The organism is Algoriphagus sp. UBA3586 (assembly GCF_002376385.1).
GTDB classification, from domain to species: Bacteria; Bacteroidota; Bacteroidia; order Cytophagales; family Cyclobacteriaceae; genus Algoriphagus; species Algoriphagus ornithinivorans.
On record NZ_DFMT01000007.1, the window covers coordinates 33,262 to 46,487 of the forward strand.

Genomic DNA, 13,226 nt, shown 5'->3' on the forward strand with positions numbered 1-13,226 from the left:
TGGGTAAATCTGTTCAAATTTGTTCTCGAAAAGTCAAATTGCTGTAATCCCACCGCACTAAAAAATTCTAACCAGCGGTGGGATTTTAAAAACTGGAACAGATGCCAACAAGTATTATCACTACCGACGATTTACGGGAATTTAAATTGGAACTTTTAGAAGAGTTTGAGGAATTATTATCGAGTTATTTGAAAAAGGAACCTCCAAAGAAATGGTTAAGGTCTTCCGATGTCAAGAAAATGCTCAAAATCAGCCACAGCACTTTACAAAATTTACGAAGCAAAAACATTTTGACCACACATAAAGTTGAAGGTCTCTATTTCTATGACGCAGCTGAAATTGACAAAGTGCTAACAGAAGGTCAGACTACCACTCAATAAGGGTCATAATGAACTATATCAAACATTTGAACGCTATATTTTATAAGTTCTATGGGGATGACCGTCTTAATTACGCACACCTTAGTTTGTACTTTGCTCTCTTTTTCTATTGGAATCTGCATCGCTTTCCCGACGGTTTTTATGCCAATAGAACCGAAATCATGAAATTGGCAAAAATCGGTTCGCGATCTACATATCACCGGTTGATAAAAGACCTATCGGATTGGGAATATATCAACTACTTGCCTACGCAAAACCCCACTCAGAAAACCATGGTCAGAATGTCCCAATTCTGTACCAGTAGTAGTACAGAAACAGGACTTACTGGTACACTAATGCAACGCTACTGTCCCAAAAATATACCACTTACCTTATATATAAAACATTCAAAACAATATAAACTATCTAAAGAGAGAAAACCAAAAAATGAATTGGAGGTTATTGAATATTTTAAATTGAAAAATTGGCCTTCCCTGAATGCCGTTAAGTTCTTTAACCATTACGAAGGAGTAGGTTGGAAAATTGGAGGTAAAACAAAAATTGAGGATTGGAAGGCCATTGCTGCCAATTGGATGCTGAGGGCAGAGGAAATCAAAGAGAAACCCAAACTTCAAATAGTATCTAAGAACACGGATTACTTAATTACCAACGAACAAAAGAACTATGGAGAACCCCTCTAAAATAAGGGAAGGAAGTGTGGTCTACTCTTTGGGTGAGTTGGACGGTAGAAAAGTAGAATACGATTTTACCAAGGTGCTTATTTACTTGGAGGCAAAAGGCAGAATGCTCTTCGGAAAGCATTTTAAGATTTATGAAGAAGATAAGAGTGTTCTTTTGAGGCTTTGCAACTATATGGTCAAAGATTATGAGAACTGCTCAAAATATGGAATCGATCCTGACAAGGGTATTCTGTTGACGGGACCGGTCGGCTGCGGTAAAACCAGTCTGATGCGTTTAATACGCCATATCGTACCCCACAGAAGGCCTTATGAGCTAATTCCGGCCCGAAATGTTTCTTTTGGGTTTAATCATATCGGTTTTAAGATTATAGAGGATTATGGCAATGGAAGATTTTACTGCTTTGATGACTTAGGGGTAGAGCCCCTGGGTCGTCACTTTGGAAAGGATTGTAATGTGATGGGCGAAATTATCCTTTCCCGATATGAACTCTTTTTATCATCCAAAATACCCACGCATGCTACCACAAATTTAAATGCGGAAGAATTGGAAGAACGATATGGAAAAAGGGTACGAAGCCGGATGCGTCAAATGTTCAACCTGATAGCTTTTGATAAGAATACCAAGGACAAGAGAACTTAAAAATCAATATATGAAAATTGCCACCTTCAACATTCAGAATCTGTTCCATAGGCATCGGGATTTGGTTTCAACGAGTAGAACTAAAAATGCTACCGATTGGATAAGTGAATTAGACAGTCTTTTACGTAAACCCAACAAATCCATAAACGATAGTGAGCGAATCAATAATTTGTCCTTTCTTCTTGGTTTTGAAAAAACAGAAGACAATCCCTATGCAATACTCAAAAGACGCGCTGGGGAATTGTGTTTTAAAGGTAGGGTATTGGAAAATACAACCAAAGCATCCTTTCTTACAGACTGGCAGGGTTGGACGAAATTAGGGAACCGACCCATCCACGAAAAGGCTATATTCAGTAAGGCGTACATGATCGCGGAAACCAATCCAGATATTCTTGTTTTGCAGGAAGTGGAAGATCGTGCCTCGTTGATGGAGTTCAATTCCGAATTCCTGCCATTGCTAAAAATTACGCCATATCAGGAGGTCATGGTATTTGAAACCAATGATAATAGGGATTTGGGTATGGGCATACTCCTAAAAAACGGATATCACTTAAACGGATTTAAGAATCATCTACATGACTTGGATAAGGAAGGGTATTCGTTATTCGATATCGATTGTCAGGAATACGAGATTTGTACCCCCAACGGAGATTCTATCTGGGTTTTGAACAACCACTTTTCGGCAGACGAGGTCCAACGTCAAAAGCAAGCCCAAAAGGTGTCTGAAATCTATAAACAAAAACTAAGGAATGGAAAGGACTTGGTTATTGTCAGTGGAACATTGAATGAGGCATCCTACAGCCATTGCTTGGCTCCATTGCTTCGGGAAACGGATTTAATTGATGTCTCAAAGCACAAACGGTTTACAGCTGACAGGGATAATGGGAGTAGTGGCAACTATTTCAGTATGGGGGCTTACCGAATGGGGGTCAATATCAAACAAAAAGATTACTTCATGTTGTCTCCCAAGTTGTTCGAAATGGTTAAGGCTTCCGGAATGAATAGAATGGGCACCTGGCCTGAACGCAAACCGAAATGGAGGTTGTACCCATCAATCGCCAATAAGCAGCATGCAGCAAGTGAACATCCGTTGATTTGGGCTGATTTCAATTGATGCTGAACTTTGTTTTAAGCTAAAGTATGACCTTAAAATACCAATTCTTCATATTCGACGGGATTCGAAATTTCTGGCACGTTACCTGCATATTCCTTTCCTCTTAAGCGAGTTACGGTATGTGCCTTAAGCTCTTCTTCTGGATAAGACTGAATCAATTCTTCAATGGCTTTCTTTTGACCCTTATCCCAAAGATTTTCATCATAGGGCTCTATCCAATCATTCTCTAATTCCTCTGGCAGGATTAAGGGCATTCATGGGCCTTCCAGTTTGGGATTGTTATGAATCTTCGACATCAATGAGTTTCCTTCAGTGGTTACAATGGAAAAAGTATTCCAACGTGAACCATCTTCTTTGTTCGTCCATTCGCTCCAAAGCCCTGCCAAGGTAAGTGGGGCATCATCTTTTCTTGAAATATAAAATGGGTAGGTATTTCCCTCAAAATGATGGTGTTCATAGAAACCGTCGATATGAATCAAGCATCTTCTTTTCTTCGCAGAATCCCTAAAAGAAGGAAGTTCAAAGATAGTTTCTCCCCGAGCGTTTAAGGTTTTGTTCCAAATTCCATTTTTTTGCTTATCGTCCTTTACCCAAAATGGGACAAGTCCCCACGTCGATACTACTGGAAAGTAAGGGTCCTCATTGGTATAGATAAGAACAGAGGGGTGGTTAAAACCGGAGGAATGATGAATAGGTAAATCGGTCAATGGCAAAAGTTTTTCCATTATTTCTTCGATAGCATGAACGTCCCCGTCACGTTCAGCTCTTCTAAGCTGTGTTTCTAATTGCGTTTTGATGTCGTAGCACATAATAGATACTTTAATGGACACTAATTTAACGGAAGACTGTTAAAGTTGAAATATACAAAAAATCATTTTCTATATTTGGAAATATTCCATAAAAAAGGAAATAATCCAACAATCTAAATTTAATGAGAGATGTTGTTTTTAGAAATTATGACAGGTACGCAATTAAGCATTTGCTAAAGGAAATAGGAGAGCACCGACTGCGTACGGAATGCGAAAATAAGCACTTAAGCTTTCCAAAAAGACTGGCTCTGTTCTACATAGAGGCAGGGGACAGCAATACGATGTTAAAGTATAAATACCCTCAAAAAGGCACTTGGGGGCTGATGGTCATTGACAGGTATGATTTACCGGATTCGGGTTGGGTAAGGGTTCATTTGCAATGAAACCAAACAAGGACATACGGACAATCAATATCGGCATGCGTACATTGCATCTCATTGAAGGACTAACGATTAAGAATTATATACCGGAAGCTATTATGGGTAATGTTCACATGGCCTTGGCTGATCAAAATATGAAATGGGAAGATGAGGTCATTGCTAAATGCACTATGGTAATAAGCAATGGTAAATATGTCTCAATGATGTACGAACATGAACCCATTCGATTTAATGGGTTACTTCTTTTTACATTTTGCCAAGATGCCAAAAATGGGTATTGCTTTAACTTTCCCAAGAAGGGTAATCATATTGAGTATTATACAAGAAGGAAATAATAAAAATCACCTTAACATTCTCGGGTTAGAATAAGGCTTGAGAGTAAAAAACACAATTAGTCATAGAAGATTAAGATTCAATTATATCTATTTTAGTAGTATGAAAAGTTAGGCTCCTAGGAGTTCAACACTCAAGGCATACCCCTTGGGATTACTTATTAATCGATTCATTTTAAGCTCGTTTTAGAATTAAAATTATGGAAGTACCGGTAAAAAATATTGTAGAGCAAGTTGATTTAAGTCATGAAGACGTTTTACTTCCTTTGTTGGAATGTATTGTGAATTCAATTATCAGCCTTCAGCAATCGGAACTTCAAAAAGAAGAAAAGAAGATTCAAATTCAAATATTTAGAAACGTACTTCCTCAGAACCCCACTTTTGAAAATATCAAAACAATCTCTTCGTTCAAAATAATAGATAATGGTATTGGGTTTAATGAAAAGAATTTTGAGTCGTTTAAAACCCCATTTTCTCAAATAAATCAAGATTACGGATGTAAAGGCGTTGGAAGATTTACGGTTCTGGCTGCTTTTGAACAATTTCATGTAAAAAGTAATTATGAAGAAAGAGGAAAATGGTATAGCAGGAATTTTTCCTTTACTGTTAAGAACGAGATTAATGAAACCGAATTTAAAGAATCTGGGATAGAGCAATATAAAACGGTTGTTCATTTAGATAATTGTAATAACCAAGTGGTTTTAGAAAAGTCAGCCATGCCCTTGGAGATCATTTCAGCAAAAATAATGGACCATTGTCTAATTTATTACCTGAATAAAAAATTACCCCTAATAGAAATTTGGGATAAGGAGTATGATCAATTTACAAGCATAAATGAATTATTTAAAAAGGTTTCAAAAGATAAGGAACGTGTATTCAGTATTGGGAGCAGAAATTTTAGACTCTACATTACAAAGACAATAAAAGAAGGTAATCGCAAGAATAATTATTTGCATTATTGCGCTAATTCGAGGACAGTAGGTGATGGCAGAAACTTGAAATACGTAAATAATATCTTCAATCATCCAATTTTGTTAAATGGTAAAAATTACTTTTTTGACATTTATCTCGTTTCAGATTATCTTAATCAAAATGTTTATAAAACTAGAAATGGATTTAAAATTCCGAAGGAAAAAGAAAATTTACTCTTTAATGATGTAAACATTTTAACTCTTCAAGACATAGAAGAAAAAATTTCAGAGGTGATGGAAGAAGAGTATGCGCCTTATGTTAAAGAAGCAAAAGAAAGAAGCATTCAGAAAGTCCGGTCATACATCCGAGAAAAAGCTCCTAGATATAATTCTTTTCTAAAAAATCAAGATGTTTTAAAATCCATTCCTCCAAATCTTTCTGAGGATAAACTTGAAGAGCATCTATACAGCATTTCTTATAGTGCTAGGAAAAATGTTGAACATAATATTTCGCAATTCATTCATAGTAAATCGGTAAATGAAGAAGCTATAAAAAATATTATAAATGACATTAAAGAAAAGACCTCATATGATGTTGATAGCTTGGCAGATTATATGATGAGAAGAAGAGCTATAATAGATTTATTTGATAAATTCTTAGATGCAGATGAGAATAACCATTATAAATTAGAAGAGGACATTCACAATCTAATTTTTCCAATGGGTTTTACCAATAAGGAATTGGATTTTGAAAATCATAATTTATGGCTTTTAGATGAACGCTTCATTACGTACAAATTCATTGCTTCTGATAAACCCATAACCTCTTATTCTCAATTAAAAAGTAGAAAAGAAGCCGATTTAATGATGATGGACATACCCCAAATGTTCAACAATCCAATTAGTTTTGGAGATAGGAGCAGTGGTGAAGTGAACTCCATGGTAATCTTTGAATTTAAACGTCCCGGCGAGATTGCGCATCAAAAAAGGAAAACTGATTACAGATGGGAGTTTTCAGATTTAATTGAGCCATATTTTGAAGATTTTCTTTATTCACCAGTTAAAAAAAATTATAAGGGAAATCAGGTCATAATTAGAGAGACAACCCCAAAATTTGGTTTTGTAATTCTAGATATTATTCCAGAGGCACTGGCAAAATATAATACGAATAAAGGTTGGAAGACAACTCCATTTGGGACATTTTTCAAAATTCAACCAGGAACAAATATGCACATTGAAGTTATGACATTTCGAAAACTTCTGGAGTTTTCAAGAAACCGTCATAACCCATTTTTCGATAAGTTATTCGTTTATTAAAAAATGGTAGAAATTCAGTACAAATTGTACGACACAGAAAATATGTAGTGGTATAGATGTATGATTAACTAAACAACTATGAAGATAATTTTGTGAGGCAGTAGGAGGCTTTATTGGATTAATGGAAAATATAAACAGACCCTAATCAAAAAATTATATTCTATTGGAAGAATTAAAGTTAAATCATTTTGAAAATAGTTGAAGGAAACATATTTACGACCGAATGTCAAACAATTGTCAATACTGTGAATTGTTTCGGAATTATGGGAGCAGGCATTGCACTCGAATGTAGATACCGTTATCCCGAAATGTTTGAGCGTTACAAGGAAATGTGCGAGAAAAAGTTACTTGATATTGGCAAACTTTACCTTTATCATTCCACTAATAAATGGATATTAAACTTTCCGACAAAAAATCATTGGAAATACCCAACCAAACCAATTTATCTCGAAAAAGGACTTCTGAAATTCAAAGAAACTTACCAGCAAAAGAAAATTAAATCAATTGCCTTTCCTTTATTAGGTGCTCAAAATGGAGGACTTTCCAAAGATGAATCACTCGAACTATTACAAAAACACTTGAAAGAGGTAGAAATACCAATCGAAATTTATATTTACAAGGAGGACGCTTCGGATGACTTGTTCGACTTATTTAAAACTGCATTTTTATCTACCAGTTTAGACAGTCTAAAACGATTAACTGAACTAAAGAGCAATCAGATTAAAAAAATCATAGGAATTTTAGAAAAGGAAGATTTGAAAAATATGGGTCAGCTTTCTTCATTTAAAGGCATTGGAGAAACTACAATTTCAAAATGTTTCATTTACGCAATGCGGCCAGATATAAAAAATATTCAAACAAACTTATTCTGATGACAAAAGACAAAGCAAAACAGATTTTAGGACAATCAATTTCAAATCTGAACCAAAGAAGAGGTTCTGTGACCTCAAATGAACTTGAAGCCGAAGTTATTAATAATGCCTGCCTATATATTCTCAAAAATCAAAAAGACAAAATGCGAGAGGGCAACACAATTGAGGCAATGTTTATGGGTGCTTTAAATGCAACTCAAGATTTTGTGCCAATTGCAAAGGCGTTTACAGATGGTGCTATGGAATTATTTCCTGAACACTATACGGCTCAAGAAGCTATGGTTGCTACAATGGGAATTCAACAAAATGTAGCTTGGGATGGAATGTGGGATTTTTTGAGAGATTATTTTCAGAAAAATCACGGAATTCAGATTGACGAAGTAGAAACTGAACCAGCAATTTTTTACTCTACCAAACATAAACGTTATGAAAACAACTCATTTGTATCAGAAAGTGAAGTTGAGAGAACGATTAATTTGAATTTTGTTGACAATAAAGAAGAATTAGTTGTCGGTATTGCACCTTCTCTTTCACCTAAAAAAAGTTATAAATTAGAAAGCAATGGTAATAGCATAAAATATAAAGGCTACGACCCAGATTATCTATTCACAGTTACATATGATGACTTTGATGAAGTTGAGCAATTCGTGTTAGAAATGCCAAATAGAGGACTTAAAATTGTTTACTTTGAATAACCAAATGACTTACATTGACAGCTATAATAACAACGACTATATAAAAATCCTCAAACTTTTGCAGGACGAAATAGCAGTTATCAATAACTTTTTAACTTCTATTAGTCAAGATAACAACTTTAAAGAAATAACTGATTTAGAAAAATTTTACAATAATATTTTCAGTCAAGAAGTAATCAAAAAACATATCTTTTGTAAGATAAGTCAAGTTTACAAACCTCTCTACCTTTCAAATCCAGGTCCACATTCAAAAGGTAATTCATACTTCCATTTAACGCTAAAATTAGTAAGCGAAGAAATAAATTGGCTTGATAATCTTTACAACAAGGTTTTATCAAGATTTATAAGATTCTACAAACACCTTTTCTCAAAAATTGACAACTATTTTATTTCACAGAATAGCAAACAATTACAAAACTATGAGCAGGTATTTGAGAAAATAAAAGCCGAGGTTGAAGTATTTATTGACACAGTCGATAAAAGGGATATTTTATCAAAAAGAGAAAAACTAAAACCTGAATTACTAACTAAAATCCCTTTTGGCGGACTGTTTTATATTACTCATTCGGACAATTTACCGAGCATTCTAAACCTTGGCATATTGTCTCATAATTTAGCCCATAAAAATGGTTTCGTAAATACAGACATTTCTAATCAACAAGTTAACGCACGCAGAAATAGAATAGAACAAAGTTTAGGCGGGAACATTCACGATTTTGCTCCTTTATTCTTCACACTAAAAAATCCAACATTTTATTATTGGTGTAAAAACACTAATATGGACAATCTAATAATACTGAAAATAAACCCTCATATTTTATTAGAAAACAATGTTTCTTTTTCTGACGGAAATGCAGCAGTGAGAACAACTAAATTTTATAATAAGTTGAGTGATTTCAATAACTTGAATTGGACATTAATCAATAAAGGTTCTTGGAACCATTATGAATTTCAAATCAAAAACGAACAGAAACGAACGATATGTGCTGAAGTTTTGACGAAAGACAAAATTCAAACTCATTACATTGATGAAATTTTCGTTTATAGCAAGGATTCTTTAGGGAAAATATTCCCTTTGTTTCCAAATCATTTAGGCATTAAGGTAAATATGAATAAAAGCCTGTATTTCTAATGAACACGAACTAAATTTTAAAACAATTGACATACTGAGCCTAGAATCATTATTTATTTGCCAACAGTTTAACTATAATTTTATAGAATTCATTCATAATGTCTCTTAAAAGTGAAATCAAAATCTTCGATACCTCAATCATAGTTGAAAAATTTCAAAAGCGTTTCCAAAATCAAACATGCATACCCAGAAATAGTACTTACCTTTTCGTTATGTTCTGCCTCCTCCAAATTGGATATAAATCCCAATTCAAGGAGCACACTTGGGCATTGGGTAGCTTCCCGGAGTACTTGAAAATTGGCATATTTAACACCTCTGTTTTTAAAGCCTAATTTTTCATGGAGTCCAATTGCGAATTGCTCGGCCAAGTATTGGGACCATGGTTCCCCTTTTTTAACATAGACTTCAATTCCCTGAGCTGCTTGCCGAATAGCCTGATTACAATGGATGGAGACAAACACATCGGCTTTTAAGGCCTTAGCGAGTTTGGTTCTATCTCCCAAGGAAATTAAGGTGTCCGAGTATCTAGTGAGATATATTTCCAATGAATCATTGAATAGTTCTCGGCTAAGCCTAACGACTTCCTTGGCAATATCAATAACCACGTCTTTTTCCTTTAGGCCATTGATACCAACCGCGCCAGTATCAGAACCTCCATGTCCGGGATCTATGATAACAATGGGTTTTTGATTTCTCTCCTGTCCAAACATGGGCTGTAAACCAGAATATATTATCCAAACCAATACGTAAAAACAATTGTGCTTCATTCACTGAAAATCTTAAGTGCGTGTTGCACAATTTTCATCGATTTAGGTGATTGATTTAAAATCCAAGAAATTTTAACGTTCCCGACTGTTAATTTTTAGCCGATTCTCCGCATTCCTTCCTTTTCATTTCAAATTCGTCAACAACAATATATCAACCGCCCTCTTCGGGCACTAAAACGAATAGTGATGAAAAGAATAAACAAAGTAATCTGGTTGTTGCTGTTGGCAACGGCCCCTACTTATGCCCAAATTGGTGGTATCGAAGATTCGGTCAACGACATCTCCGATACCATACGTACCATTTTCCCCATTATTCTAGGGGTCATTTTCCTCGTGGGTTTCCTGTTCAATGCGGGACATTTCTTTGGTGAAAACGCCGACCTTAAGAAAGGGATTACTCGTGTATTGGTATTTGTGCTTATAGCCGGTGCCGTCGTTGGCATCTTTACCTATTTGATAACCTTGGTCGTATAATGAAGAGTTACCCGATATACCGAAACATTCGTAAACGTGCGCTGATATTCGGGCTTCCGGTTTCCTTGTTCGCATTACAAATGGCGGCAGTTATCGGTTCGCTATTGGTGATAATATTCTCTTTCAGTTTCCTTTTGGTTGTTGGTGGCCTAGGTGTCAATTTTACCTTGTATGCGATGCTTCTGAAATTAACGCATCAACCACACATGCTGCATTTTCAAAAGGTTTTTCCGAGTGCCATATCCAACAAAAAAACAACCGCGCTGTGTTATGAGGATTAATCTAACCCAAAACTACCCGATTGTGGATATTCAGGACAATCTAGTCTTTGCCAATAATGGTAACCTGGTATTGTGTTATAAGGCAGATTTGCCGGAGGTCTATTCATTATCGGAAACCGATTTTGAGGACTTGCACGGCAGTTGGTTTCAAGCGTTGAAATCGTTGCCGGCCGGAACGGTCATCCATAAACAGGACGTTTACCAAAAGTTAGCATATTCGGCCGAGCGTTTACCGAATACGACTTTTTTGGAAAAGGCGACCCATCAACATTTTAAGGGCAGGGAATATATATCGCATCAAACGTATCTCTTTTTCGTATGGCCCAAGAATAGAGGCCTCAACAAATCAAAATATGTGAATCCATTTCGAGGAATTCCAAAAGCCATTCCTGAAAAAATGACCGTAGCTGTAGAAAGTTTTACGGCATCCGTTCGCGATGCAATCGGTTTTCTCAACAACAGCTATAAACTTGATTTTACACCGCTAAAAGAAAGTGAAATCCTTTTGATGACTGATACCTATTTCAATGGGTTCAATCAAGACTTCGATACCGACATTGTCCTCAATAAAGACCATGGCCAAATAGGCAATCATTATTTTGATGTACTGGCCGTCAACAATGAATTGTGTTTTGGCGAATCGGTAAGCAGTAGCAAAACGAATGATGCTTTTACTTCAGATGATTTTGTCTTTCATCAAGGCTTTATCGACGGGTTAGGGCTAAATATGAACGAAAACCATATCGTTAACCAAATTATCTATTTTGACGATAAACACAAATGGAGAAAACTGTTAGAAAAACGGCTAGAGGAACTAAGCAAAAGTTCCAACTTCGGTACGCAGAACAAGGTCGTACATGGTAAAATCAGTACCATTCTGGACCAAATCAACCAGGACGATAATGCCCGAATCGTACGAGGTCATCTTAATGTGGTTTTTTGGAGCGACCGCCTGGCTGATTTAAGTAAAATTGCTTCTCGGATTAAAACGGAGTTCAAGGAACTGGATATCATACCGTATTTTCCAAAAGGGGAAGAGCGAAAACATTATTTGCTGAATAGCTATTGTTGCTTCGCATCCAACTTTTCCGATGAAGATCTATATGTCACCGACCTGAAACATGCCCTTTGTCTGCTAATCAACAATACCAACTATAAATCGGATGCTACGGGTATCATTTTTAACGACCGGCAACATAACATACCGGTCATTAAGGATGTATGGGACGAAAAAAAGCGGCGCATCAAGGCACGGAACTTTTCAATTTTTGCTCCCACGGGAGAGGGCAAGTCGTTTTTGGCGAACAACATTCTTCGTCAATATTTTGAGCATGGGGTACGCTTGGTCATCATTGATTTGGGCGGCAGTTATACCAAGTTTGCAAAGCTCTATCCCGATCAATACATCACCTTACGCTACGAGCAGGGAAAGAACCTGGGCATCAATCCCTTTTATATCAATAGTCTACATGACCTAAGCCCGGAGCGGTTGGAAGACCTTACCGTCTTCCTTTTGGAGCTCTTTGCTTCGGGTCTTAAGGTCGCCAAAGCACAAGAAGTCGCATTGAAGAAGATTCTTCAACATTACTATAAGCACAACACCAATGAAACACATTCGTTGGAAGCTTTTTACAATTTTGTCCAGCAGAAGAAAGAAACCCTATTGGATGATTTGGGCATCGATAAGGCCTATTTCAATACCACAAACTTTCTGCACATCATGTCGGAATATGTCGGGGACGGACTCTACAGTTTTTTATTCGAGGTAAGTGAAGACCAGTCTTATAAAATCGAGGACAAACGCCTTATTGTTTTTGAATTGGATGAAGTGAAGGATAACAAGGAAGTCCTTTCTGTAATGCTGAAGCTTATCAAATCTGCCATTCAGCGGACCATCTGGCGTAACCGTGCCGAAAAAGGGATTATCCTGTTCGATGAGTTCGCCAAACAATTGAAGTTTGATAACGTGCTGGAAAGTGTCGAATTCTACTATCAGGCCATACGAAAACAAAATGGGGCGATTGGGATTATTCTTCAGTCCATCAACCAATTACCAAGTAATTCTACTTCGGCAAGTATCCTTGAAAATACCCAGGTTATTTATAGCCTTCGAAATGAAAAGGGGTACGCCGAATTGGTCAAAAGACTAAGCCTTTCTAGCCATGACCTAAACCAGTTGAAATCTATCAAGAACGATTTGAAAGGGCAGCGGAAGTACACCGAAATCTTTATCAAGATAGGGAAGGAGAGCAACATCTTTCGTTTGGAAGTGCCACCCGAGGTGTATGCGGCCTATCTCACTGACGGCTCGGAGAACGAAACCATAATGGCCATTTATGGTAAAACCAATGATATGGAAACGGCTATCATGGAATTTGTAAAACAGAAATTTCAAAAATCATATTCACACTTAAAAAAATATGTGTATCCGCATCAATGCAC

Annotated in this window: 15 protein-coding genes; 12 read left to right on the forward strand and 3 right to left on the reverse strand. The window is 36.4% G+C overall.

Translation table 11 applies throughout. From position 1 onward, the window contains the following. The first annotated feature begins 101 nt into the window (after nt 1–101). From B2906_RS01850 to B2906_RS01865, 4 genes are read left to right on the forward strand one after another with little or no spacing between them, the layout of a single operon-like run. Nucleotides 102–380: a helix-turn-helix domain-containing protein gene (locus tag B2906_RS01850; RefSeq protein WP_219958280.1), complete on the forward strand. Its 279-nt coding sequence runs from the start codon at nt 102–104 to the stop codon at nt 378–380. 8 nt (nt 381–388) lie between these two features. Continuing rightward, a complete protein-coding gene (locus tag B2906_RS01855; RefSeq protein WP_286935396.1) occupies nt 389–1,060 on the forward strand; it encodes a hypothetical protein in 672 nt (223 codons plus the stop codon). Then, on the forward strand, nt 1,044–1,700 hold the full coding sequence (locus B2906_RS01860) for an ATPase (protein WP_255590521.1): 657 nt from the start codon (nt 1,044–1,046) through the stop codon (nt 1,698–1,700). Before B2906_RS01855 ends, B2906_RS01860 begins: the two co-directional genes overlap by 17 nt. 10 nt (nt 1,701–1,710) lie before the next feature. Beyond that, nucleotides 1,711–2,814, forward strand: a complete 1,104-nt coding sequence (locus B2906_RS01865) for a hypothetical protein (RefSeq protein ID WP_219958282.1) — start codon at nt 1,711–1,713, stop codon at nt 2,812–2,814. Between the two features lie 32 nt (nt 2,815–2,846). Here the strand turns inward: B2906_RS01865 and B2906_RS01870 are convergent, their stop codons facing one another. Next, nucleotides 2,847–3,068 carry an SOS response-associated peptidase gene (locus B2906_RS01870; RefSeq protein WP_219958283.1) on the reverse strand — a complete coding sequence of 74 codons (222 nt, stop codon included), beginning with the start codon at nt 3,066–3,068 and terminating at the stop codon, nt 2,847–2,849. Continuing rightward, entirely contained in the window at nt 3,069–3,623 is a 555-nt protein-coding gene (locus tag B2906_RS01875) for an SOS response-associated peptidase (protein WP_219958284.1), read from the reverse strand. A gap of 122 nt (nt 3,624–3,745) precedes the next feature. On the opposite strand from B2906_RS01875, the gene B2906_RS01880 reads away from it, so the two are divergent. From B2906_RS01880 to B2906_RS01905, 6 genes are all read left to right on the forward strand, one after another. Continuing rightward, nucleotides 3,746–4,006 (forward strand): hypothetical protein, encoded by a 261-nt coding sequence (locus tag B2906_RS01880; RefSeq protein WP_219958285.1) that lies wholly within the window; start codon nt 3,746–3,748, stop codon nt 4,004–4,006. A 35-nt stretch (nt 4,007–4,041) separates the two neighbouring features. Beyond that, the gene (locus B2906_RS01885; protein WP_219958286.1) at nt 4,042–4,338 is read left to right on the forward strand and encodes a hypothetical protein; all 297 of its coding nucleotides are present in this window, start codon (nt 4,042–4,044) and stop codon (nt 4,336–4,338) included. A 197-nt stretch (nt 4,339–4,535) separates the two neighbouring features. After that, nucleotides 4,536–6,563 (forward strand): hypothetical protein, encoded by a 2,028-nt coding sequence (locus B2906_RS01890; protein ID WP_219958287.1) that lies wholly within the window; start codon nt 4,536–4,538, stop codon nt 6,561–6,563. A 245-nt stretch (nt 6,564–6,808) separates the two neighbouring features. Further along, on the forward strand, nt 6,809–7,435 hold the full coding sequence (locus B2906_RS01895; RefSeq protein WP_255590677.1) for a macro domain-containing protein: 627 nt from the start codon (nt 6,809–6,811) through the stop codon (nt 7,433–7,435). Continuing rightward, the gene (locus tag B2906_RS01900; protein WP_219958289.1) at nt 7,435–8,130 is read left to right on the forward strand and encodes a hypothetical protein; all 696 of its coding nucleotides are present in this window, start codon (nt 7,435–7,437) and stop codon (nt 8,128–8,130) included. The genes B2906_RS01895 and B2906_RS01900 overlap by 1 nt, the downstream gene beginning before the upstream one ends. Beyond that, a complete protein-coding gene (locus B2906_RS01905; RefSeq protein ID WP_286935398.1) occupies nt 8,123–9,262 on the forward strand; it encodes a DUF4433 domain-containing protein in 1,140 nt (379 codons plus the stop codon). The genes B2906_RS01900 and B2906_RS01905 overlap by 8 nt, the downstream gene beginning before the upstream one ends. A gap of 134 nt (nt 9,263–9,396) precedes the next feature. On the opposite strand, the gene B2906_RS01910 is transcribed toward B2906_RS01905, so the two are convergent. After that, a complete protein-coding gene (locus B2906_RS01910; RefSeq protein ID WP_219958291.1) occupies nt 9,397–10,029 on the reverse strand; it encodes an N-acetylmuramoyl-L-alanine amidase family protein in 633 nt (210 codons plus the stop codon). Between the two features lie 186 nt (nt 10,030–10,215). Between B2906_RS01910 and B2906_RS01915 the strand changes: the two genes are divergently transcribed. Together B2906_RS01915 and B2906_RS01920 are read left to right on the forward strand one after the other, a co-directional pair. After that, complete coding sequence (locus tag B2906_RS01915) at nt 10,216–10,503, forward strand: hypothetical protein (protein ID WP_219958292.1); 288 nt, start codon at nt 10,216–10,218, stop codon at nt 10,501–10,503. 303 nt (nt 10,504–10,806) lie between these two features. Continuing rightward, nucleotides 10,807–13,226: TraG family conjugative transposon ATPase (locus tag B2906_RS01920; RefSeq protein ID WP_286935399.1), on the forward strand; the 2,420-nt coding region annotated here is incomplete at its 3' end.